Genomic DNA, 21,790 nt, shown 5'->3' on the forward strand with positions numbered 1-21,790 from the left:
CATGAAGCGAATGCTACTTTCTGTCTTCGGTATCCTGGCCCTGGCCATTGCCACGCTCACGCCGGCATTCGCCCAGTCCAAGGGTACCGTCTACTACCTGGTGCCGACCTTGCTCGACGAATTCCAGACCGGCTCGGTGAGCGCGCTGGAACTGTTCCTGAAACAGGTCGGCTACGAGATGAAGACACTGAACGCCGACAACAAGACCGACGCTCAGCAATCGCAGATGAACGACGTCATCGCACTGAAGCCGAAGGCGATCATCCTCGCCGCGGTCGATTTCAATGCGTTGAAGCCATCCGTTGAAGCCGCCCGCGCGGCCGGCATCCCTGTGGTCGAGTTCGACCGCCAGATCACCGCCACGCCATCCGACTTCACATCGGTCGCCGGCACGGTCGAGATCGGCCACATTGCGGCCGAGCAGGCCGAAGCGCTGCTGAAGGCCAAGCATGGCTCGGTCAAGGGCAAGATCCTGCAGGTGCTCGGCGATCCCGGCGATCCTTACACGCTCGACATCCAGAAGGGTTTCGAGGAGAAGATGAAGGCGTTTCCGGACGTCAAGATCATCTCGCTGCCCGCCATGCAGTGGGAGGCGAGCAACGCCGGCACCATCGTTGCCGACCAGATCTTGGCCAATCCCGACATCGACCTGATCTTCAGCCACGCCGCACATCTTTCGGTCGCGGGCGTTGCCTCGCTGGAGGCTGCCGGTAAGAAGCCGGGCGACGTGATGATGATGAGCTCGAACGGCGCGCCGGTCGGCCTCGACCTTATCCGCAAGGGTTGGCTCAACGTCGAAGTCGAACAGCCGCTCTACGCCCAGGCCGCGGCCGTCGCCATGTTCATGGACAAGGTCGTCAACAAGCAGGAGATCAAGCCCGGCGAATATGACGTGCTCGGCCTGAAGTCGGTGGTGACCAAGGAAGCCTGGGGCCCGAACATCAAGATCCCGGGTGCGGCGATCACCAAGGAGAATGTCGACAACCCCGCTTTCTGGGGCAACCTGAAGCCGCCGACGGATACCGTCAAGCCCGTCGAGTAGGCCTTTTTCATCGAGCTCCGGGCCTCCCGGCCCGGAGCCTCGCAGGCCCGCCCCGCGGCAGCCGCATATTCAAATTCGACGCTAACCGGATCGGCCGATGAGCCCACGCACCCGCCACAGTCTCGAGCTTGTGCTCGACAATCTCGTCTGGTTCATGCTGGTCTTTGTGCTGGCCGTGTTCTCGACGCTCATTCCGAACTTCTTCCAGCTCGGCATCTTCGCCAACATCGTCGAGGCTTCGAGCGTGCTGGGCGTCATGTCGATCGGCCTGGCGCTGGTCATCATTGCCGGTCACATGGACCTGTCGGTTGAATCGGTCGCGGCGCTCAGCGCCATGGCGGTCGGCATCATGTTCTGCTCGTCAGGCATCGGCCTCGGCCTGCAGTTGCATCCGGACTGGCTGATGGTGCCGGTCTCGCTCGCCGTAGCCCTGGCGGTCGGAGCCCTTATCGGCGTCATCAACGGTTTCCTCATCGTCAGACTGCGGATGAGCGCCTTCATCATCACGCTTGCCTCCTATATCTGGGTGCGCGGCCTGGTGCTTGTCGTTTCAGGCGGACGCTCGGCGCAGGACCTGGCGCCGGCCATCCGCTGGTTCGGCATCCAGCGGCTCGTCGGGCTGCCGCTCACCGCCTGGATCGCTGTCGGCTGCTTCGTCGTCTTCTCGCTGATTCTCGCCAAGACGCCGTTCGGCCGGCATCTGGTGATGATCGGTGGCAACGAGACCGCGACCTTCCGTGCCGGCATCCGCGTCAACCGCAACCTGATCATCGCCTTCGTGCTTGCCGGCGCCATCGCCGGCCTCGCCGGCTGGCTGCTCGCCATCCGCACCTCCGGCGCCACCGCCAATCTCGGGGTCGGCCTGCTCTTCAACGCCTTCGCCGCCGTGGTCATTGGCGGCGTCAGCCTGAAAGGCGGCGTCGGCACCCTGCCCGGCGTCTATGCCGGCGTGCTACTTCTGTCGGCCATCAACACCGCCATCAACCTCATGGCCCTGCCGGCCAACTTCACCCAGGTCATCCACGGCTTGTTGGTGCTGGCGGCCGTGCTTCTCGACGCTTTCAAGCAAACCATTCGCCAAAGGCTCGCATGACAGGACGGCTCGCATGACCGGACGCATCGAAGGCAAGGTGGCGGTGATCGTCGGGGCCGCGCGTGGCATCGGCAGGGGCATAGCCCAGCGCTTCACCGAGGAAGGCGCCAGCCTTGTGCTGGCCGACAGTGAAGCCGAAGCCGGCAGAGCGAGCGCCGACGAACTTGGTGCCGCCTTCATCCGCACCGATATTTCGAAGATGGCCGACGCCGAAGCGGTGGTGGCATTTGCGCTGCAGCGTCACGGCCGCCTCGACATCATCGTCCAGAACGCCGGCATCTATCCCTGGCAACTGATCGAGAACACCAGCCCGGAAGATTGGGACCGGGTCATGGCGGTCAATCTGCGCGGCAGCTTCAACGCCGCCCGGGCAGCGCTTCCACCGATGAAGGCTCAGGGCAGCGGTCGCATGCTCTTCACCTCTTCCATTACCGGCCCGCAGGTGAGCAGCCCCGGCCACGGCCATTATTCGGCAAGCAAGGCCGGCATCAACGGCTTCATCCGCGCGGCGGCGCTGGAGTTTTCCGGCTATGGCATCACCGTCAACGGCGTCGAGCCTGGCAACATCCTGACCGAAGGCATGAAGCTTCACCGCGATGCCGCCTTCATCAAGAGCATGGAGGACGCCGTGCCGCTCGGACGTCTCGGCACGCCACGCGACGTCGCCAACGCCTTCCTGTTCCTGGCCTCCGACGACGCCAGCTACATCACCGGCACGACGATCGTCGTTGATGGCGGCCAGCTCCTGCCCGAAGGCCAGGATTTCCGCCTGACGCCGCCGTGAGTCTTGATTGTGCCGGGAAACTGGTGGGCGATGACGGGCTCGAACCGCCGACATCTTCGGTGTAAACGAAGCGCTCTACCAACTGAGCTAATCGCCCGCTCCGGGCCGGACCTTTAAGCAGTTAGAGCTCTATTCGCAAGGCCCAATGAACAGCCGGCGCACTCACTATCGGACGGATTGCGCCAATGCCGGCGCACTTGTCAAAAAACCTTCTGCTGATTGCTGTTATGCTCACATGCCGCGCTTGACACCCGCAAACGAACCCCTTATCCAGCGCCCCAACGACGAACACGCCTGACACGTGCTCGTCAGTGCGCGGGTGTAGCTCAGTCGGTTAGAGTGCCGGCCTGTCACGCCGGAGGTCGCGGGTTCGAGCCCCGTCACTCGCGCCATCAAATCAACAACTTAGATGTTGGGGTAGATGGCAATAGTCTGAATGCCAGACCGGCAATTCAGACTTTTAACCCTTTTTGTTCCCTCTGAGAGACCGCCTTCCCTCGCGTCTGGCGTCATCGGCTTACCATCTCGACCTGGACGGGCACGTAGGTCTGTTCGAGCTTCTTCGATTCGGATAGCGAGTTCGCCAGCTTCGCCGACAGCGCGGTGCCCTCGACGCCGCCAGCTACGGCCTTCGTCCAGCATCATCTTCCGGTGTAGGCGGCGCCGCAGCGCGTGCGGGGGCCTTGCAAACTGTGGTGACCGGGTTGTTCAGGACCAGGCCGCCGACAGTGATCAGGCAATCCGCCTGTAAACCAGCCGAGGCCTTGTACCTTAAGGGCATCCGACGCGAGCGAATCCGACATCACCGAACAGCCGGTCAACTTCACGCTGGTGTTACCGGAGAATAGCGCCTTTGAGGCCGACGGATTAAGCGCCAGCACGCAAGCCTTGAGGCATCCGTGATGAGGGCCACAGCTCTTGCCTGTTCTGAAACCTCCCTGGACGAATATCGAAGTGAAAATCCGGTCTAGCTCTGGGCCTGAGGTCGGAGGCGCGTGGACGACGATGGTGCCCGTCCCAAGTCCATTTGAGATCGCGAAAGGTGAAAATGCAGTTGGACAGATGCCGGACCGGCCCCAAGTCGGGCGCCTGTCACGCAGGAACCTTAGCAGAGCGTTATCGTTGGAGTTCGCGGCACATGGTAAGACTGGAACAATTACTTGACGTGCCGCCGTTGGGTCAAACCCGACAGCCCGCCCGATTAGCTCGGGCGGGCTTTGTGGGAACCAAAATCATTTGGTTTGTCATTTCGAAATAGCGCCAATCTTCAAAAGGCGTAACATCGCAAGCGTCGTCCGTACCAAATTGAGGCAAGCGGACGCTTGGATGCGATTGTGACGCTTTCGCCCCGACGAGGGAGGCAGCCATGCTAGCGCATCGGCACGGTGTGGCGAATTCGGAAGAACTGATCGCTCTCACCAAAGCTCTCAACGAATACTGCGAAAAGCACGGGCTACGGAAAGTTAGCGAGCGCGACGAAATCGCCAAACGTATTATGGCTTTATTTATGAAAGGGATCATCAAGCCCGCCGAACTGGCCGATGGTTTGACAACTGGCTCGCGGAAGCCTTGAAGAAAAGGCGTTAAGCGTGTGACGCTGACCTATCGGGCGGCCTGTGCTCCACCTTCCCCCTGAACTGCCTCAAGAAAGGATGGCTGCCGGTGGGCCATAGCTGACGCGGCCTTTTCAGGATTCGCCCCTTGCCTACTTTCCCGTTCTCCGAAGCAGATCCGATTCAATTTCCCGGCCCTCCACCAAAAAGCGCTGACGTCGTCATTATCGGTGGGGGCGTTATCGGCGTGACGACAGCGCTTTTTCTTGCGCGGCGCAACATCTCGGTGACGCTGTTGGAAAAGGGACGCATCGCCGCCGAACAGTCCTCCCGCAATTGGGGATGGATCCGCAAACAGGGACGCGATGCGGACGAACTGCCGATCGTGATCGAGGCGTCCCGTCGTTGGCGGCAGCTGGCTGAGGAATGCGGCGAAGACATCGGCTTGAAGCAGACAGGCGTGACTTACCTGGCAGGCTCCGACCGCGAAATGGCCCGCTTCGAAAAATTCATGAAGATCGCTGCCGTCCATGAGATCGACACGCGCCTGCTGAACGCACGGGAAACCGCCGGTCTCATCAAAGGCATGTCGCGCAGTTTCAAGGGCGCGATGACAACGCCTTCCGACATTCGGGCGGAGCCTTGGCTGGCCGTGCCCGCACTCGCCCGGCTTGCCGCCCGCAAGGGCGTCAAGATTGTGGAGAATTGCGCGGCGCGAGCCCTGGAAATCTCGGCCGGGAGGATCAGCGGTGTGTGGACAGAGGCGGGTCACATCGAGACGTCGAGCGTTCTGCTCGCCGGCGGTGCGTGGTCTTCCCTGTTCCTGAGAAGACATGGCGTTTCCATTCCCCAGCTCAGTGTAAGGTCGACCGTCGCGGCAACCGAGCCGATGCCCGAAGTCCATGCTGGAGCCGCGGCAGGAGAGCATATCGCTTTCAGACGCCGACAGGATGGCGGATACACGCTCGCTGCCGGAGGCAGTCATTTGCTCCACCTTGGCCCGGACGCATTCCGGCATGCTAGGAAATACCTTCCCGCCCTTATGGCCAATCCTTTCGGCTCACGCTATTCGCCGGCTGCGCCGGCGGGCTACCCGGATGGCTGGTCGACGCCGCGTCACTGGGCGCCGGATTCGCAAAGTCCTTTCGAAAGAATGCGGGTGCTAAATCCGGCTCCCGAACGTTCTGGTCTGCGTTCGATCGAGCGCAATTTCAGGCGCCTGTTCCCACAGCTCGACGCGGTGCGCCTAAAGGCAAGCTGGGCTGGCATGATCGACGCGATGCCGGATGTCGTTCCCATTGTGGACAAAGTGCAGGCGATAGCTGGCCTTATCGTCGCAACGGGCATGAGCGGGCACGGCTTCGGTATCAGACCCGGAATCGGCCGCGTCGTCGCCGACATGATCCAGGGAAACCAGATCGGGCACGATCTCACCCGCTTTCGCCTGTCGCGCTTTTCTGACGGAAGCGCCATTCGGCCGGGTCCGGCCCTCTAGAGCAGTCACCGACCGGCCAGCCTGTGAGCAGCAAAATTCTTCAGCTGCGCTTCGGCGCCCCTGTTCACTCGCCCAATATCACACCGGAGGCGACAATCTGCGCGGTTCGGGCGGTGAGCTTCTCGCGCTTTACAAGCGTGGGCTTTTTATAGGGCGTTTTCATCTCACCGTTCCGGGCAACCAGGCTGCCTGTGCTGGTCAAGACGGTGAACGCGCTGGCACTGCTTGCGTTCCGCAGGGCGCGTTGGCGGGTTGGAGGTGAGCCCTCTAGTGTGGGCGCGCTCGCTGCACCGGTGGCGCCGCATTTGCCGATATAAAGTCTGCTCCAGTGCCTTGCGGGCCCCGCTTGTAGATCAGCCGAATGACAAGTCCGGCATATCCAATCTGGAGAATAATCATCGCAAGCATAGCGCAGCCAAGCGCCTTCCAGGCGGAGCCGGTTTGCAGCCCGACCCAGATTGCGACCGTGAACGAACTCGCGAACATGCCCACCAGAAATTGCGGAAAATACATCGCCAGTACCCTCGACCCTTAAAGCGCCCGCCGCTCCATCGCGGAGCGGCGGGCCCCCAAAATACCCCCCGGCTACCGAGGCACAGTCCACCCCGGCATTGCTGACAGTGCAATTGCGATGCCAGACACGGTGGCCCATTACGGGACACCTATGCCGTTGATGCAAGGCGTTGGCGCCGATTAATATTAACCGTGGCTAATATGCAACCCTGGGGGCCGTGAGAGACCAACTTCTGTGAGTTGTGGTCAAGCCGATGGCCGGCTAGCGCCGCTGAAACGCCACGCGAGATTTAGCGGCTTCAACCGCGCGCCAGCAGCGCCTCGACTTCCTGGAGCGTCGGCATGGAAGGCGCGGTGCCCGGCCGGGTCACCGAAATGCCTGCGACGGCACAGGCGAAGCGCACCGACTCCAGCGGCTCGACGCCCTTGGCAAGCGCCGCCGCAAGTCCACCATTGAAGGCGTCGCCCGCCCCCGTGGTTTCGATTACAGGGCCGGCACTGACGGCGCCGACGTGATCGGATCGCTCCCTGGTGTGCAGCAGCGCGCCCTTCTCGCCAAGCGTCACGATCACGGCGCCGACGCCCTTTGCCAGCAGGCTGTCGGCGGCGCGGCGGGCATCGTCGACCGAAGAGACGGCGATGCCGGTCAGCCCCTCGGCCTCGGACTCGTTGGGTGTGACGTAGTCGCAAAGCGCGTAGATGCTGTCCGGCAGGGTGGCGGCCGGCGCCGGGTTAAGAATGGTAGTCACCCCTGCCCCGTGCGCAATTTGCAAGGCTTTCAGCGCCGCGTCGATCGGCTGCTCGAGCTGGGTGACGAAGACGCCCGCCGAGCGGATCAGGTCGGCATGCGCCTCGATGTCAGCGGACGAGATCAGCATCGCAGCACCCGGGCTGACGATGATGGCGTTGTTGCCGCTGCCCTCCTCGACAAAGATATAAGCCGCCCCGGTGTAGCTGTCCGGCGTGTCGATGACCGCGCTCTTGACGCCCGCATCCTTCCACGTCTGCTTGGCCATGTCGGCGAAGGCATCGATGCCGAGCCGGGTCAGGAAGGTGATGTCGGCGCCGAGTTTGCCGGCTGCGACCGCCTGGTTCGAGCCCTTGCCGCCGGGTCCGAGCTTGAACGAATTGCCGAGGATCGTCTCGCCCATGCGCGGCTGGCGGTCGGCGCGATAGGCGGTGTCGGCGACGAAGACACCCAGGATGACGACTGGCTTGCTGGCGGACATCTCCTTACTCCGCATCCGGCGGAATGACGCCCTTGCGGAAGGCAAAGCAGCCATAGAAGCGGCGCTCACCGGTCTGGATGACGCAATACGCCTTCTTGGCCCGCTCGTAGAAGGCGTAGCGCTCGATCGAGATCATCGGCCAGGGTTTGCCCTCGGCCGCGTCGATTTCCTGCTGCACCTCCTTCTGCACCGGCGGGATCTCGTTCGGCTTGCCGACGATCTCCATGCGCGCGGCCGCGTCGTTGACGAAGCTGTCCAGCGGATAGAGCGACAGCACCGCCTTCACCACTTCGGCCGCCGGCGCATCGATGCGCAGCAGCTTGCCGAGCACCGTCTGCTTGGCGACGGAGTCGGATGGGAAATTGGTGTCGGCGATGATCAGGTCGTCGCCGTGCCCCATCGCCCGCAGTGCCTGGAGCACGTCGGCGTTGAGCAGCGGATTGATCCCTTTGAGCATTGGGTTTCCTCGATGTGTGTTTGCGGTCAGAGACGCTTGCCGGTCCCTGCGTCGAAGAGATGGACATGGTCGAGCCGCGGCCTGAGCTTCAGCGTATCGCCAGGCTTGAAGTCGTGACGCTCGCGGAACAGCGCCACCATCTCGCCCTCGCCGAAGCGCACGAACACCAGCGTCTCCGAGCCGGTCGGCTCGACCACCGAAATCGTGGACGCCACACCGTCGGGATGGATCTCCAGATGCTCGGGACGGACGCCATAGACGACGGCCTGGCCGTCCGCCGCGGCGATGCTGGCAGGCATCGGAAAGGCCGAGCCTGCTATGTCGACCTCCGGCCTTTCACCCTTCTTCACCGTGCCCTTCAGCAGGTTCATCGCCGGCGAGCCGATAAAGCCCGCGACGAACAGGTTGGCCGGCCGGTCGAACAGTTGCAGCGGCGCGCCGATCTGCTCGATGCGGCCATCGCGCATCACCACGATCTTGTCGGCCATGGTCATGGCCTCGATCTGGTCGTGTGTGACGTAGATGGTGGTGGTCTTCAGCCGCTGATGCAGTTCCTTGATCTCGGTGCGCATCTGCACGCGCAGCTTGGCATCGAGGTTTGAGAGCGGCTCGTCGAACAGAAACACCTGCGGGTTGCGCACGATCGCGCGGCCCATGGCGACGCGCTGGCGCTGGCCGCCGGAAAGCTGGCGCGGATAGCGCTTGAGATAGGGATTGAGGTCGAGGATGTCGGCCGCACGCTTCACCCGCTCGGCGACGATGGCCGGATCGGTGCCGCGCAGCTTCAGCGCGAAAGCCATGTTCTGCTCCACCGTCTTGTGCGGATAGAGCGCGTAGTTCTGGAACACCATGGCGATGTCGCGCTTGGCCGGCGGCAGGTTGTTGACGATGCGGTCGCCGATCGAAATCGTTCCGCCGGAAACCGTTTCCAGCCCCGCCACCATCCGCAGCAGCGTGGACTTGCCGCAGCCCGAAGGGCCGACCAGGACGACGAATTGACCGTCGGCGATATCGACGCTGACCTCATGTAGAACCTTGACGGTTCCGAAAGCCTTGGCCACATTGGCGATCGCGACTTGAGCCATTGTCTCCCCTATCTTTTTCGGTGAAGCTAGCCATTGCCAACGGCAAGGGCAAGTCGGTATCTTATAGATAAAAAGCCAATCTTGTTGACAAGGTAATCGATTACGCGAATAGTGACGAGTGCCAATCCGAATGCCGGTCCTTGTCCCGAAAATCGGATCTCCAGGCGACGCAGGGTGGGGTCCCACGCTGCCCTATGGTATAGGAGAACCGCAGACGTTTCGACGTCCGAGAGATTGGCAGAATCAATTCACGACTGAAGTTCTGGGAGGAACCTTGAGATGAGAGTCGATCTTTACGAAAAACTGGTGCGCGCCGGGGCGACCCGCCGCGATTTGCTGAAGGGCGCGGCCAGCATGGCGGCGCTCGCAGCGGCGTCCGGCACGGGGCTTGGCGCGCTGACCAGGCCGGCGGCTGCCGCCGACGACCTGCGCGCGAAAATCCTGCAGATACCCGGCGTCGGCAAAGGCCAGCCGACGGACGCCGACTTCCAGAAAGTCGGTGAGCTCTGCCTGGAAGCGACCAAGGCCAACGTCAAGCAAGGCGAGTTCGCCGGTGTCGAGCTCACCTTCATGGGCCTCAACAACCAGAACCTGCACAACGTGCTGTTCCGCGGCTTCCTGAAGCCGTGGGAGGCCTATACCGGCGCCAAGATCAGCTGGATCGACCTCGCCCAGGCCGACTACAACGCCCGTCTGCAGCAGTCGATCGCGACCAAAACCGTCGACTTCGACATCATCGAGATGGGTGCGCCCTTCGAGGGCGACGTCTGCGGCAAGGGCCTCACCTCGGAGATGCCCGACTGGGTCAAGAAGCAGATCGACATGGACGATCTCGTCAACTACCTCAAGCCGCCGGTCGGCACCTGGGACGGCAAGCAGTATCGCGTGACCATCGACGGCGATACGCACAACTTCAACTACCGCACCGACGTATTCTCCGATCCCGATCTCGCCAAGGCCTGGAAGGAGAGCGGCGCGACGACCGAATGGGGCGTGCCCAAGACTTGGCAGGAAGTGCAGGCCGTCACAAAGTTCCTCAAGGGCAAGCAGTTCAAGGGCCAGGACGTCTATGGCTATCTCGACGCGCCCAAGCCCTGGGGCGGCTTCGGTTTCTACTTCCTCGGCAGCCGCGCCTCTGCCTATGCCAAGCACCCCGACGACAAGGCCTGGCTGTTCGACCCGGATACGATGAAGCCGCGCATCAACAACCCGGCTTGGGTGCGGGCCATCCAGGACGTCATCGACGCCCTGCCCTCGGAGCCGCCGGATCAGATCAACGCCGATCCGAACACCACCGGCTTCCAGCAGTTCCTTGCCGGCACGGGCTCGATGATCCCCTGGTGGGGCGATATCGGCTCCAACGTCAAGACCAACGACTCCTCGGTCATCGGCGACGTCACCGGCTTCTCGATCCTGCCGGGCTCGGACGACGTCTACAATTCGAAGACCGGCAAGTGGGACAAGCTGGCCAGCGGCCCGAACTATGCGCCGAACTGCGCCTATCTCGGCTGGGGCGTCTACGTCATGGCCCGCGTCGACAGCGACGAGAAGAAGAAGAAGGCGGCGTGGTCGGCGGCGGCCCATCTCGGCGGCAAGGATCTGTCGCTGTGGTGCGCGGCCTATCCTTCCGGCTTCCAGCCCTACCGCAACTCCCATTTCAACATTCCGGAATGGGTGGCGGCCGGCTATGACGAGGCCTTCATCACCTCCTATCTGAAGTCGGAGGGCGACTCCTACAACCATCCGAACGCCGCGATCGAGCCGCGCATCCCCGGCATCTTCCAGTACTACAGCGCCGCCGAGGACATCCTGGCCAACACCTTCGCCGGCAAGATGAAGGCGCAGGAAGGTGCGGATGCCATCGCCGCCGCCTGGGAGAAGCTGACCGACCAGATCGGCCGCGAGAACCAAATCAAGCTCTACAAAGCCTCGCTCGGCATGTAGGCTGTCCCGTGAGAAGTCGCGGCCCGGCGACCTCGTCGCCGGGCCGCATGTTGACCGGCAATGGCCGGTCATTTGGACTTCCAGCAATTCCAGGAAAAGCGTGAAGCGGTTTTCCTCCGGAATTGCATCAAAGCAAGGTAGAGGCGAGAGGCGTGGCTGAGCAGACTTCAACCGCCAATGCATGGCCGGCTAACTCCGCAGCGATCGATCTGATCCCGCCCGCCCGCAAGCGCCTCGGCTGGGCCCTGATGATCGCCGCGACGCTCGTGCTGCTGGCGACGATCGTGATGCAGATCCTTTACAAGACTGAGGTCGACACGATCGGCTTCTATACCTGGCGTCCGGTGGTCTACGCCTATGTGCTGTGGGGCGTGGCGCTCGGCGCCTGGCAAGTGCTGACGCGCGGCGAGGACGGCCAGCGCGCGCTGTTCCTGCTGCCGGCGCTGCTCTTCACCGTCGCCATGGTGATCTTCCCGACGCTGTTCGGCTTCTATATCGCGCTGACCGACTGGAACCTCAGCTCCTTCGCTGGCCGCAGGTTCAACGGTCTCGACAATTTCTGGCAGATGCTGGCCGACCCCTACTACCGCAACGCGCTCTTCAACATGGTGCTCTATGTGCTGGCGGTGCTGGTCGAATATGTCATCGCCTTCGGACTGGCGTTGCTGCTCAACGCGCAGATCCGCGCCAGGAAATTCTTCCGTGTGGTCTTCCTGCTGCCGCTCATGCTGTCGCCGGTGGCGGTCTCCTGGATGGTCGGCAAGTCGCTGATGGAATACCGGTTCGGACCGGCATCGACGCTGGCGCGCCATCTCGGCTGGGACAATCCCGCCTTCTTCTCCGACCCGATCATCGCGCGCATCTCGATCATGGTGCTCGACGCCTGGACCTTCATTCCGTTCATGATGATCATGCTGCTCGCCGGCCTGCAAGCGATGTCGCGCGAGGTGATCGAGGCGGCGCGCGTCGACGGCGCGACGACATGGCAGACCTTCTGGCAGGTTACCTTCCCGCTGATGCTGCCGGTGTCCGTGACGGCGGTGATCCTGCGCATCATCTTCAAGCTGAAGCTCGCCGACATCATCATTACGGTGACGTCCGGCGGGCCGGGCGGCGCCACCGATTCCGTTTCGAGCTTCATCTACCGCGAATATCGCGACCGTTCGAATGTCGGCTACGGCACCATGCTCGCGATGGTCTATCTGATCATCATCGTCGTGTTCGTCACCTGGCTGCTGAAGCTCGCCAGTCGCTTCGTGCGCAACGTCAACTGAGCGTCCATATGAGCGTCCAGACCACCGAATATACCGTTTCCGATATCCGCTCCCCGGCGGCCTTCCTCGCCAGCCGCGTCTTCATCTATGGCGCCCTGGTGTTCTGGTCCTTCGTCTGCCTGTTCCCGATCTATTGGACGATCACCACTTCGTTCAAGTCGGCGGTCGATGTCACGCAGGGGCACCTCATCCCCTTCGTCGACTTCCAGCCAGACTGGAAGGGCTGGCGCTCACTCGGGCTGTCGCCGGATTCGATCGTCCAGACCTCGACGGTGCGCGACGAGTTCCTGAAACGCTTCATGAACTCGGTCATTACCTCTGTCGGCGCGTCGAGCCTCGCCATCATCATCGGCAGCCTCGCCGCCTATGGCCTGACCCGATACCGCTACAAGTTCGCCTGGTTCAAGAACGAGGACATCTCCTTCTTCTTCCTCTCGCAGCTGATCCTGCCGCCGGTGGTGCTGGCGCTGCCCTTCCTGGTGCTTTACCGCGAAGTGGCCCTGCTCGACACCCGCATCGGCCTTGTGCTCCTCTACACGCTGATGGTGCTGCCGATCGTCATCTGGATCATGCGCGACCAATTCAACTCCATTCCCGTCGAGCTCGAGGAGGCGGCACTCGTCGACGGCCTGTCGATCTGGGGCGCCTTCTTCCGCATTGTCATGCCGATCGCGCTCCCAGGCATGGTCGCCGCCTTCATCCTGGCGATGGTGCTCTGCTGGAACGAATATTTCTTCGCCGCCCTTCTGACGTCGACGGATGCCAAGACCATCCCAGTTATGGTGGCGAGCCAGACCGGCTCGCAAGGTATCAACTGGTGGTCGATGGCAGCCCTGGCGACAGCAGCCATCACGCCGCTGGCGATCATCGGCATCGCGCTCGAACGCTATCTGATCATGGGCATGACGGCCGGTTCGGTGAAATAGCCGCCTTCCCCTTCTTGTGGGAGAAGCGAGCTAGGCCCGCAATATCGCCCGCAAATGCTCAAGGATCATCGCCACACCCTTCCGGCCCAGCTCGGCCGAGGCATCCGATGCGCCTTTTGTGTACCAGCCGGTATTGTCCGCGAAATGACCGGCATCCACCGCTTCGGGACGTAGCGCCAGCATCAGCGATGTCTCGCCGATCCCGGCATGGTCGAATGGATATTTGCCGGTCATTGCGGCCGGCATCAGCGGGTGCACCTGCACCCAGTTGAAGACGTTCTCGCCCTGGGCATGGCCGGCATAGTAGTCGACCATCTTCTCCGAGCCCCACCAGCCCTCGCCGCGTTCCTTCTCCAGGAAGCGGAAAATCGCCTGCCGGCCGGCGGTCTTGAAGGCGAGATCGGTCGGCATGCCGGCGACGAAATTCTCGGTCTGGTGATGGATGATGGCGTGAATGTTGCGGAAGCCGATGCGCAGCAGGCCATAGAACAATTCCTCCGCAAAGGGCGCCAGCACCGGACCGCCGACCTGCACCGAGCCGCTGCCTTCCGGCGGCGCCACGGCATAACTCGCCGCGCCATAATAGAAGGGCGGCAGGATGACGATGTCCCGCTCCTTCTCGATAAGCTCGAGCGTCTTGATGACGGCCAGCGTGTCCATGCCGACCGCCATGTGCTCGCCATGGTATTCGAGCACGCCGAGCGGCAGCGCGACCGGCCAGTTCTCCTCGATCGCGTTGCGGATCTGGTGCGGCAGCATCAGTTCGTAGCGCATGTCCCTACTCCATGTTGGTGTGCCGGGTGCGCATCGTCTCCGGCGTTGCGCCGGTGAGCGCCTTGAGTTTCAGCACCATCACCTCAAACACCAGGAAAAGCGCTCCCTCGAACAGCGAGCCCATGGGCAGCACCGAGCTTCTGGCGCCTTGGTCGCTCGCCATGGTCTGGGCCGGAACGAGCAGCGTGAAGTCCGCAAGCTTTGCCGCGCTGCCCGCCGGTTCGGCCGTGAGCAACACCACCTTGGCGCCGGCCTCCCGGGCCACGCGCATCAAGGTGAGAACGGTGGCGGTCTCGCCCGGTCCGGAACTTGCCAGGAAGACATCGCCCTGGCCGAGGGGCGGCGTGGTCATATCGCCGACCACCGAAACCGGCAGGCCGAGATGGAAGAGCCGCATAGCGAAGCCCTTGACCTGCAGCGCTTCGCGGCCGCAGCCATAGACGACGATCTTGCCAGCGCCGGCGAGCATTGCGCAGGCGGCGTCAACCCGACCGTCATCGATGCGCCCCAACACGGCGCCGAGCTCGCCCAGCGCTGTCGCAAACAACTCCGATCCGGCTTGCGTCATGGCTGCTCATCCTGTCTGCCGATGCCTTGATAGGCATGCGGCTTTGCGATCGCGTTCGGCGCGAAACACTTGTTTTCGTTCATGCTATCACCGCGAAAATTCGTGTCCAACGAGCCTCGGCGCTTTTGCTGTGCCACCGGCGTGCTAGTGTCATGTCAGACAAATCAATCCAGGACATCTTGCGGATATGAAGACACGGCATTTCGACCGCATCGGCAATGGCGGCATCACCTTCACCGAGCTTGGTTTCGGCACCGCGCCGCTCGGCAATCTCTACCGCGCTGTCTCGGACGAGGATGCCAATGCCACGCTGGAGGCGGCCTGGAAGACCGGCTGCCGCTATTTCGATACCGCTCCGCTCTATGGCCTCGGCCTTTCCGAAACCCGGCTCAACCCCTTCCTGCGCGGCAAGAAACGCGACGACTATGTGCTGTCGAGCAAGGTCGGCCGCCTCATGCGCGTCTCTGCGCCCGACCAGCGAACCGGCATCGGCAAGTTCTTCGACACGCCCTCGCGCCGGGAAGTCTACGACTACAGTTACGACGGCGTGATGCGTTCCTTCGAGGCCTCGCTGGAGCGGCTCGGCGTCGACCGCATCGACATCCTTTATGTGCACGATGTCGACATCTTCACCCATGGCAGCAAGGAGGCTTCCGACCGGCGCATCGAGGAGTTCATATCTTCGGGCTATTACGCGCTGCTCGCGCTGCGTGACCAGGGCGTGATCAAGGCCTTCGGAGGCGGTATCAACGAGTGGCAGGTTTGCCAGACGCTCGCCGAGCGCGGCGATTTCGACCTCTTTCTGCTCGCCGGCCGCTACACGCTGCTCGAGCAGGATGCGCTTGCGAGCTTCCTGCCGCTCTGCGAGCAGCGCGGCATCGGCATCGTTCTTGGCGGGCCCTACAATTCCGGCATCCTGGCGACAGGGCCGAAGCCCGGCGCCTTCTACAACTACACAGAGGCGCCAAAAGACGTGCTCGATCGCGTGGCACGCATCGAGGCGGTCTGCAAGCGCCATGGCGTGCGGCTGATCGAGGCCGCGTTGCAGTTCCCGCTGCGGCACCCTTCCGTCATGTCGGTAATACCCGGCGGCCAACGCCCGGCCGAGGTCGAAAGCAACCGTGCACTGCTCGACGTGAAGATCCCGGCAGCCTTGTGGGCGGATCTCAAGCAAGAAGGCCTGATGCGCGCCGACGCGCCTACCGGCTGATACCACACATGTGGCCCTGGCGCGGGTCACAAAAAGGAAGAGCCGGGCAAGCCCGGCTCATCTGATCTTAAAAACAAAAGGTCTTAGTTGACCGCGTCCTTGAGGCCCTTGCCGGCCGAGAACTTCGGCACGGTGCGCGCCGGAATCTTCACTTCCGCGCCGGTCTGCGGGTTGCGGCCGGTCGAAGCAGCACGTTTTGACACGGTGAAATTTCCGAAGCCGACAAGCCGGACATCGCCGCCCTTCTTCAGTTCGCCAGTGATCACAGAGAACACCGCATCGACGGCGGACTGCGCATCAGCCTTCGAAATGCTTGCGGAGTCGGCGACGGCGGACACCAGTTCGTTCTTGTTCATAAAAATTCCCTTCCATGAGAAAACCGGAACTACGACTCATCCGGCAGGAAACGGACTTTAGAAAGAAGCGTTCCGGAACCCAAGCCGAAAACCGCAGAATTCCGGGCTTTTTTCCACTTTTTCGGAGATTTTTCACATGAAAAAGCCGGGCTGAAAGCCCGGCTCTCTCTTTGTGCATTGCAACCTTAGAAGAAACTAATGCGCAAGCGACTTGCCGGCGTCGTCGCCGGCGTCCGCGCCGGCCGGCGGATTGACCGGCTCGACCCATTCGATCGGCTCCGGCATCCTGACCAGCGCGTGCCTCAGCACCTCGCCGACCCGCGACACCGGAATGATCTCCATGTTGTTCTTCACATTGTCCGGGATCTCCGCCAGGTCCTTGGCATTGTCTTCCGGGATCAGCACCTTCTTGATGCCGCCGCGCAGCGCGGCAAGCAGCTTCTCCTTCAGGCCGCCGATCGGCAGCACCCTGCCCCGCAGCGTCACCTCGCCGGTCATTGCCACATCGGCGCGGACCGGAATACCCGTGAGCACGGACACGATCGCCGTCACCATCGCCACACCCGCCGACGGGCCGTCCTTGGGGGTCGCGCCCTCCGGCACGTGGACGTGGATGTCGCGCTTGTCGAACAGCGGCGGCTCGATGCCGAAATCGATGGCCCGCGAGCGGACGTAAGAGGCCGCTGCAGAGATCGATTCCTTCATCACGTCGCGCAGGTTGCCGGTCACCGTCATGCGTCCCTTGCCGGGCATCATGACGCCCTCGACCGTCAGCAGCTCGCCGCCGACTTCCGTCCAGGCAAGACCCGTGACGACGCCGACCTGATCGTCGGCCTCGACCTGACCGAAGCGGAAGCGCGGCACGCCGAGATAATCGGCGAGGTTGTCGGCCGTGATCTTCACCGTCTTCTTCTTCGTCTTCAGGATCTCGGTCACCGCCTTGCGCCCGAGCTTCATCAGCTCGCGCTCGAGGCTTCTGACGCCCGCTTCACGGGTGTAGGTCTGGATGATGCCGCGGATCGCGTCCTCGCCGACCGAGAACTCGTTCGGCTGCAGCGCGTGATCGCGGATCACCTTCGGCATCAGGTGCCGCTTGGCGATCTCGATCTTCTCGTCCTCGGTGTAGCCGGCGATGCGGATGATCTCCATGCGGTCCATCAGGGGCGCAGGGATGTTCAGCGTGTTCGCCGTCGTCACGAACATCACGCTCGACAGGTCGTATTCGACTTCGAGGTAATGGTCCATGAACGTCGAGTTCTGCTCCGGATCGAGCACCTCGAGCAGGGCTGACGACGGATCGCCGCGGAAGTCCTGGCCCATCTTGTCGATTTCGTCGAGCAGGAAGAGGGGGTTGGACTTCTTGGCCTTCTTCATCGACTGGATGACCTTGCCGGGCATCGAGCCGATATAGGTCCGCCTGTGACCGCGGATCTCGGCCTCGTCGCGCACGCCGCCGAGCGCCATTCGGATGAACTCACGCCCCGTGGCCTTGGCAATCGACTTGCCGAGCGAGGTTTTGCCGACGCCGGGCGGGCCGACGAGGCACAGGATCGGACCCTTGATCTTCTTCTGACGGCTCTGCACGGCGAGATACTCGACGATGCGCTCCTTGACCTTGTCGAGGCCGAAGTGATCGGCGTCGAGCACGTCCTGGGCGTAGCCGAGATCCTGCTTGACCTTGGAGTTCTTGCCCCACGGGATCGACAGCAGCCAGTCGAGATAATTGCGCACGACCGTCGATTCAGCCGACATCGGCGACATCGACCGCAGCTTCTTCAATTCGGCTTCCGCCTTCTCGCGGGCTTCCTTGGAGAGCTTGGTCTTCTTGATGCGCGCCTCGATCTCGGCAGCCTCGTCGCGGCCGTCCTCGCCCTCGCCGAGCTCCTTCTGGATCGCCTTCATCTGCTCGTTGAGGTAGTACTCGCGCTGCGTCTTCTCCATCTGGCGCTTGACTCTGCTGCGGATGCGCTTCTCCACCTGCAGCACGGAAATCTCGGCCTCCATGAAGCCCATCGCCTTCTCGAGACGCTCCTTGACGGAGAGCGTGGCGAGCATCTCCTGCTTCTCGGGGATCTTGATGGCCAGGTGCGAGGCAACCGTGTCGGCGAGCTTGGAATAGTCGTCGATCTGACTGGCGGCACCTACCACTTCGGGCGAAATCTTCTTGTTCAGCTTGACGTAGTTTTCGAAGTCGGTGACGACCGAGCGGGCCAGCGCCTCGATTTCGACCTCTTCCTCCTCCGGCTCGACCAACGCGGTGGCGCGGGCCTCGTGGAAGTCGGCACGATCGGTGAACGAGACGATCTTGGCGCGCGAGGCGCCCTCGACCAGCACCTTCACGGTGCCATCGGGAAGCTTCAGGAGCTGCAGCACATTGGCGAGCGTGCCGATGTCGAAAATCGCATCGGGCTCAGGATCATCGTCGGCTGCGTTCATCTGGGTGGCAAGCAGGATCTGCTTTTCCTGACCCATCACTTCTTCCAGCGCCTTGATCGACTTTTCACGCCCGACAAAGAGCGGGACGATCATGTGCGGGAACACGACGATGTCGCGCAGTGGGAGGACTGCAAACACGCCGTCGCCGGAAGCCCTGGATATTTTGGCCATTGTCCAACCTTTCATGTCGCGGCCGCTAATTGAGCCAACCGCGAATCTTATATTAACGACCGAGCGTCGTTCCGCCTACCACCGTTTGTGACGGGAATTTTACAGCACAGAATTCGGGCCCTCGGCCTTCCGCTGTTAGGTGGATGCGGGCGGTGCAAAGATCAAGGGTTAGCATGCTTTGATCAGCCACTCCATCACCTACAGGTAAGCCCCTCACAGCAAAACGGCGCCACACGGGCGCCGTTCCATGAAAATTTGCCGGATCAGTGCCATTTCAGGCGCTGACATTGCCCTTCTTTTCCTTCTGCTCGGAATAGATGTAAAGCGGCCGGGCGTTACCCGAGACCACCTCTTCCGAGATCACCACCTCGCGCACGCCTTCCAGCGCCGGAAGCTCGAACATCGTGTCGAGCAGGATCGCTTCCATGATGGAACGCAGGCCGCGCGCGCCGGTCTTGCGCTCGATGGCGCGCTTGGCGATCGCCGACAGCGCGTTCTCGTGGAAGGTGAGATCCACATTCTCCATCTCGAACAGCCGCTGATACTGCTTGACCAGCGCATTTTTCGGTTCCGTCAGGATCTGGATCAGCGCCGGCTCGTCGAGGTCCTCGAGCGTCGCCAGAACCGGCAGACGGCCGACGAATTCCGGGATCAGGCCGAATTTCAAAAGATCCTCGGGCTCGACCTGGCGGAACAGGTCGCCGGTGCGGCGATCCTCGGGCGACGCCACGGTTGCGCCGAAGCCGATCGAGGTCTTGCGGCCGCGATCCGAGATGATCTTGTCCAGTCCGGCAAAGGCGCCGCCGCAGATGAACAGGATGTTGGCGGTGTCGACCTGCAGGAATTCCTGCTGCGGGTGCTTGCGGCCGCCCTGCGGCGGCACGGAAGCAACCGTGCCTTCCATGATCTTCAACAGCGCCTGCTGCACGCCCTCGCCCGAGACGTCGCGGGTGATCGACGGGTTGTCCGACTTGCGCGAGATCTTGTCGATCTCATCGATATAGACGATGCCGCGCTGGGCACGTTCGACATTGTAGTCGGCCGACTGCAAGAGCTTCAGGATGATGTTTTCGACGTCCTCGCCGACGTAACCGGCTTCGGTCAGCGTCGTGGCGTCGGCCATGGTGAACGGCACGTCGATGATGCGGGCGAGCGTCTGGGCGAGCAGCGTCTTGCCGCAGCCGGTCGGCCCGATCAGCAGGATGTTCGACTTTGCCAATTCGACGTCGTTGTTCTTGCCGGCATGCGCGAGGCGCTTGTAGTGGTTGTGGACGGCCACCGACAGCACCCGCTTGGCGTAGGGCTGGCCGATAACATAGTCGTCGAGAACCTTGAGGATCTCTTGCGGGGTCGGCACGCCCTCGCGCGACTTCACCATCGAGGTCTTGTTCTCCTCGCGGATGATGTCCATGCAGAGTTCGACGCACTCGTCGCAGATGAAGACGGTCGGACCGGCGATCAGCTTGCGCACTTCGTGCTGGCTTTTGCCGCAAAACGAGCAATAGAGCGTGTTCTTTGAATCGCCGCCGTTGTTGCTAACTTTGCTCATTTTTCTGTCCTTTCACCGCCTGCCAGCCGATGGTCTGGCCGCATTGGCGTCTCACCAATCTATCGCAGGAATCCGCCGGCGCCAGTGCCCCGGCTCACACAGCGCATTCCGTCCGAAACACAATCAGAAAACGCGACAATGATTCGCAGCAACCCCATGCAAAGCTAAGCCGTCGAAAATCAACATAGCCTTAACGTAGGCAATCCCGAACCTTGAGGGAACAGGCAATTGTGGCCGAAATGCCGCAAGCCGCGCCAAAAGCGCGTTATCCCGCCATTCAGCCCCCAATCAGAGCCTATGCGGCCGGGGTTTCGCCAAGTTCGCGCGTCGTGATGACCTTGTCGATCAGACCAAACTCCTTGGCCTCGTCGGCGGTCATGAAATGGTCGCGGTCGAGCGTCCGCTCGATCTCGTCATAGCTCTTGCCGGTGTGCTTGACATAGACCTCGTTCAAGCGGCGCTTCAGCTTGATGATGTCCTGCGCATGACGTTCGATGTCCGACGCCTGGCCCTGGAAGCCACCGGACGGCTGATGGACCATGACACGGGCGTTCGGCGTGGCAAACCGCATATCCTTGTGGCCGGCGCAAAGCAGCAACGAGCCCATCGAGGCTGCCTGGCCGATGCAGAGCGTCGATACCGCCGGCTTGATGAACTGCATGGTGTCGTAGATCGCCATGCCCGATGTCACCACACCGCCCGGCGAGTTGATGTACAGGTTGATTTCCTTCTTGGGGTTCTCCGCCTCGAGGAACAAAAGCTGTGCACAAACCAGCGTCGCCATCCCGTCCTCGACCGGGCCGGTGATGAAGATGATGCGTTCCTTCAACAGGCGGGAGAAGATGTCGTAGGCACGCTCGCCGCGATTGGTCTGCTCGACCACCATCGGAACGAGGTTCATGTAGGTTTCGACGGGGTTCTTCATGGACTACCCTTGTTGGATGGATTCCGGCGCCGTAGACCTGAGCAATCGGGCGGAATCGGTTCTGGAACGTTGAATCCTAAATAGGATGCCGGCTCACCCTAGCGCAAGGCCGCCCCTCCTAGCCATCTGGTTAAGTCGAAGCAAGCGGCTCGGCCCAAGGAAATGCTGCAGGTTGCGCCGGAGATGGCCCTTTGCCCGAAATGCCAGGGCGCTACCCGGCCGCCACGGTAGCAGTTTCTTAACCGCGCTGCTTAACGACAAGCCGTGAAATCCCCGTCCATGGCGGACCTTCCGATACGCTCCCGCGTTGAAGCGGCGTCCTTTTTTCAACGGGTGAACGTCATGTTTAGCCAGAGTTCCTTTTGCACGAGTTCCTTTTGCAAGAGCTCCCTTCGCAAGGGTGCCG

General features: G+C 62.2%; 18 protein-coding genes and 2 tRNA genes. 10 read left to right on the forward strand and 10 right to left on the reverse strand.

Annotation, left to right across the window (positions count from 1 at the left end; genetic code table 11):
* Position 1: 1 nt before the first annotated feature.
* From CK224_RS02125 to CK224_RS02135, 3 genes are all read left to right on the forward strand, one after another.
* Complete coding sequence (locus tag CK224_RS02125) at positions 2-1,042, forward strand: sugar ABC transporter substrate-binding protein (RefSeq protein WP_066995049.1); 1,041 nt, start codon at positions 2-4, stop codon at positions 1,040-1,042.
* A gap of 97 nt (positions 1,043-1,139) precedes the next feature.
* A complete protein-coding gene (locus CK224_RS02130) occupies positions 1,140-2,135 on the forward strand; it encodes an ABC transporter permease (RefSeq protein WP_095779582.1) in 996 nt (331 codons plus the stop codon).
* Between the two features lie 13 nt (positions 2,136-2,148).
* The gene (locus CK224_RS02135) at positions 2,149-2,919 is read left to right on the forward strand and encodes an SDR family oxidoreductase (protein ID WP_095780642.1); all 771 of its coding nucleotides are present in this window, start codon (positions 2,149-2,151) and stop codon (positions 2,917-2,919) included.
* A 21-nt stretch (positions 2,920-2,940) separates the two neighbouring features.
* On the opposite strand, the gene CK224_RS02140 is transcribed toward CK224_RS02135, so the two are convergent.
* Positions 2,941-3,016 (reverse strand) — tRNA-Val (locus CK224_RS02140).
* Between the two features lie 218 nt (positions 3,017-3,234).
* On the opposite strand from CK224_RS02140, the gene CK224_RS02145 reads away from it, so the two are divergent.
* The 3 genes from CK224_RS02145 (at position 3,235) to CK224_RS02160 (ending at position 5,967) form a co-directional block, all read left to right on the forward strand.
* Positions 3,235-3,311 (forward strand) — tRNA-Asp (locus tag CK224_RS02145).
* Positions 3,312-4,285: 974 nt separating this feature from the next.
* Positions 4,286-4,492, forward strand: a complete 207-nt coding sequence (locus CK224_RS02155) for a hypothetical protein (protein WP_095780643.1) — start codon at positions 4,286-4,288, stop codon at positions 4,490-4,492.
* A 128-nt stretch (positions 4,493-4,620) separates the two neighbouring features.
* Positions 4,621-5,967, forward strand: a complete 1,347-nt coding sequence (locus CK224_RS02160) for an FAD-binding oxidoreductase (RefSeq protein ID WP_095780644.1) — start codon at positions 4,621-4,623, stop codon at positions 5,965-5,967.
* Between the two features lie 812 nt (positions 5,968-6,779).
* Here CK224_RS02160 and rbsK read toward each other — a convergent pair.
* From rbsK to ugpC, 3 genes are read right to left on the reverse strand one after another with little or no spacing between them, the layout of a single operon-like run.
* Positions 6,780-7,709 (reverse strand): ribokinase, encoded by a 930-nt coding sequence (gene rbsK / locus CK224_RS02170; protein ID WP_095780645.1) that lies wholly within the window; start codon positions 7,707-7,709, stop codon positions 6,780-6,782.
* Positions 7,710-7,713: 4 nt separating this feature from the next.
* Positions 7,714-8,166 carry an RbsD/FucU family protein gene (locus tag CK224_RS02175; RefSeq protein WP_066998829.1) on the reverse strand — a complete coding sequence of 151 codons (453 nt, stop codon included), beginning with the start codon at positions 8,164-8,166 and terminating at the stop codon, positions 7,714-7,716.
* Positions 8,167-8,192: 26 nt separating this feature from the next.
* Positions 8,193-9,251: a sn-glycerol-3-phosphate ABC transporter ATP-binding protein UgpC gene (ugpC, locus tag CK224_RS02180; RefSeq protein ID WP_066998832.1), complete on the reverse strand. Its 1,059-nt coding sequence runs from the start codon at positions 9,249-9,251 to the stop codon at positions 8,193-8,195.
* Positions 9,252-9,530: 279 nt separating this feature from the next.
* Here ugpC and CK224_RS02185 point away from each other — a divergent pair, with 279 nt between their 5' ends.
* The 3 genes from CK224_RS02185 to CK224_RS02195 all read left to right on the forward strand — a co-directional run bounded on the left by CK224_RS02185 (position 9,531) and on the right by CK224_RS02195 (position 13,395).
* Positions 9,531-11,195, forward strand: a complete 1,665-nt coding sequence (locus tag CK224_RS02185; protein ID WP_067328234.1) for a sugar ABC transporter substrate-binding protein — start codon at positions 9,531-9,533, stop codon at positions 11,193-11,195.
* Between the two features lie 152 nt (positions 11,196-11,347).
* Positions 11,348-12,469 (forward strand): sugar ABC transporter permease, encoded by a 1,122-nt coding sequence (locus CK224_RS02190; protein WP_095780895.1) that lies wholly within the window; start codon positions 11,348-11,350, stop codon positions 12,467-12,469.
* Between the two features lie 8 nt (positions 12,470-12,477).
* Positions 12,478-13,395 carry a carbohydrate ABC transporter permease gene (locus tag CK224_RS02195; protein WP_066998838.1) on the forward strand — a complete coding sequence of 306 codons (918 nt, stop codon included), beginning with the start codon at positions 12,478-12,480 and terminating at the stop codon, positions 13,393-13,395.
* Positions 13,396-13,425: 30 nt separating this feature from the next.
* Here the strand turns inward: CK224_RS02195 and CK224_RS02200 are convergent, their stop codons facing one another.
* Both CK224_RS02200 and hxlB read right to left on the reverse strand, forming a co-directional pair.
* Positions 13,426-14,169: a creatininase family protein gene (locus CK224_RS02200; RefSeq protein WP_095780646.1), complete on the reverse strand. Its 744-nt coding sequence runs from the start codon at positions 14,167-14,169 to the stop codon at positions 13,426-13,428.
* Between the two features lie 4 nt (positions 14,170-14,173).
* Entirely contained in the window at positions 14,174-14,737 is a 564-nt protein-coding gene (hxlB, locus tag CK224_RS02205) for a 6-phospho-3-hexuloisomerase (RefSeq protein ID WP_095780647.1), read from the reverse strand.
* Between the two features lie 187 nt (positions 14,738-14,924).
* Here hxlB and CK224_RS02210 point away from each other — a divergent pair, with 187 nt between their 5' ends.
* A complete protein-coding gene (locus CK224_RS02210; RefSeq protein ID WP_095780648.1) occupies positions 14,925-15,947 on the forward strand; it encodes an aldo/keto reductase in 1,023 nt (340 codons plus the stop codon).
* A gap of 83 nt (positions 15,948-16,030) precedes the next feature.
* Here the strand turns inward: CK224_RS02210 and hupB are convergent, their stop codons facing one another.
* The 4 genes from hupB to clpP all read right to left on the reverse strand — a co-directional run bounded on the left by hupB (position 16,031) and on the right by clpP (position 21,384).
* Positions 16,031-16,303, reverse strand: coding sequence for a DNA-binding protein HupB (hupB, locus tag CK224_RS02215; protein WP_027166452.1), 273 nt, complete (start codon positions 16,301-16,303; stop codon positions 16,031-16,033).
* A gap of 195 nt (positions 16,304-16,498) precedes the next feature.
* The gene (gene lon / locus CK224_RS02220) at positions 16,499-18,910 is read right to left on the reverse strand and encodes an endopeptidase La (RefSeq protein ID WP_066998851.1); all 2,412 of its coding nucleotides are present in this window, start codon (positions 18,908-18,910) and stop codon (positions 16,499-16,501) included.
* Between the two features lie 274 nt (positions 18,911-19,184).
* Positions 19,185-20,459 (reverse strand): ATP-dependent Clp protease ATP-binding subunit ClpX, encoded by a 1,275-nt coding sequence (gene clpX, locus CK224_RS02225; RefSeq protein ID WP_059185169.1) that lies wholly within the window; start codon positions 20,457-20,459, stop codon positions 19,185-19,187.
* Between the two features lie 295 nt (positions 20,460-20,754).
* Entirely contained in the window at positions 20,755-21,384 is a 630-nt protein-coding gene (gene clpP, locus CK224_RS02230; RefSeq protein ID WP_066998854.1) for an ATP-dependent Clp endopeptidase proteolytic subunit ClpP, read from the reverse strand.
* Positions 21,385-21,790: the final 406 nt, after the last annotated feature.

The sequence above is a fragment of the Mesorhizobium sp. WSM3862 genome (assembly GCF_002294985.1).
GTDB lineage: Bacteria > Pseudomonadota > Alphaproteobacteria > Rhizobiales > Rhizobiaceae > Mesorhizobium.

Coding starts and splice junctions, on each gene's coding strand:
- CK224_RS02135 (WP_095780642.1), top strand. CDS start 2,149: ATGACCGGACGCATCGAAGGCAAGGTGGCGGTGATCGTCGGGGCCGCG.
- rbsK (WP_095780645.1), bottom strand. CDS start 7,709: ATGTCCGCCAGCAAGCCAGTCGTCATCCTGGGTGTCTTCGTCGCCGAC.
- hxlB (WP_095780647.1), bottom strand. CDS start 14,737: ATGACGCAAGCCGGATCGGAGTTGTTTGCGACAGCGCTGGGCGAGCTC.
- CK224_RS02175 (WP_066998829.1), bottom strand. CDS start 8,166: ATGCTCAAAGGGATCAATCCGCTGCTCAACGCCGACGTGCTCCAGGCA.
- lon (WP_066998851.1), bottom strand. CDS start 18,910: ATGGCCAAAATATCCAGGGCTTCCGGCGACGGCGTGTTTGCAGTCCTC.
- ugpC (WP_066998832.1), bottom strand. CDS start 9,251: ATGGCTCAAGTCGCGATCGCCAATGTGGCCAAGGCTTTCGGAACCGTC.
- clpP (WP_066998854.1), bottom strand. CDS start 21,384: ATGAAGAACCCCGTCGAAACCTACATGAACCTCGTTCCGATGGTGGTC.
- CK224_RS02200 (WP_095780646.1), bottom strand. CDS start 14,169: ATGCGCTACGAACTGATGCTGCCGCACCAGATCCGCAACGCGATCGAG.
- CK224_RS02155 (WP_095780643.1), top strand. CDS start 4,286: ATGCTAGCGCATCGGCACGGTGTGGCGAATTCGGAAGAACTGATCGCT.
- CK224_RS02195 (WP_066998838.1), top strand. CDS start 12,478: ATGAGCGTCCAGACCACCGAATATACCGTTTCCGATATCCGCTCCCCG.
- hupB (WP_027166452.1), bottom strand. CDS start 16,303: ATGAACAAGAACGAACTGGTGTCCGCCGTCGCCGACTCCGCAAGCATT.
- CK224_RS02185 (WP_067328234.1), top strand. CDS start 9,531: ATGAGAGTCGATCTTTACGAAAAACTGGTGCGCGCCGGGGCGACCCGC.
- clpX (WP_059185169.1), bottom strand. CDS start 20,459: ATGAGCAAAGTTAGCAACAACGGCGGCGATTCAAAGAACACGCTCTAT.
- CK224_RS02130 (WP_095779582.1), top strand. CDS start 1,140: ATGAGCCCACGCACCCGCCACAGTCTCGAGCTTGTGCTCGACAATCTC.
- CK224_RS02210 (WP_095780648.1), top strand. CDS start 14,925: ATGAAGACACGGCATTTCGACCGCATCGGCAATGGCGGCATCACCTTC.
- CK224_RS02125 (WP_066995049.1), top strand. CDS start 2: ATGAAGCGAATGCTACTTTCTGTCTTCGGTATCCTGGCCCTGGCCATT.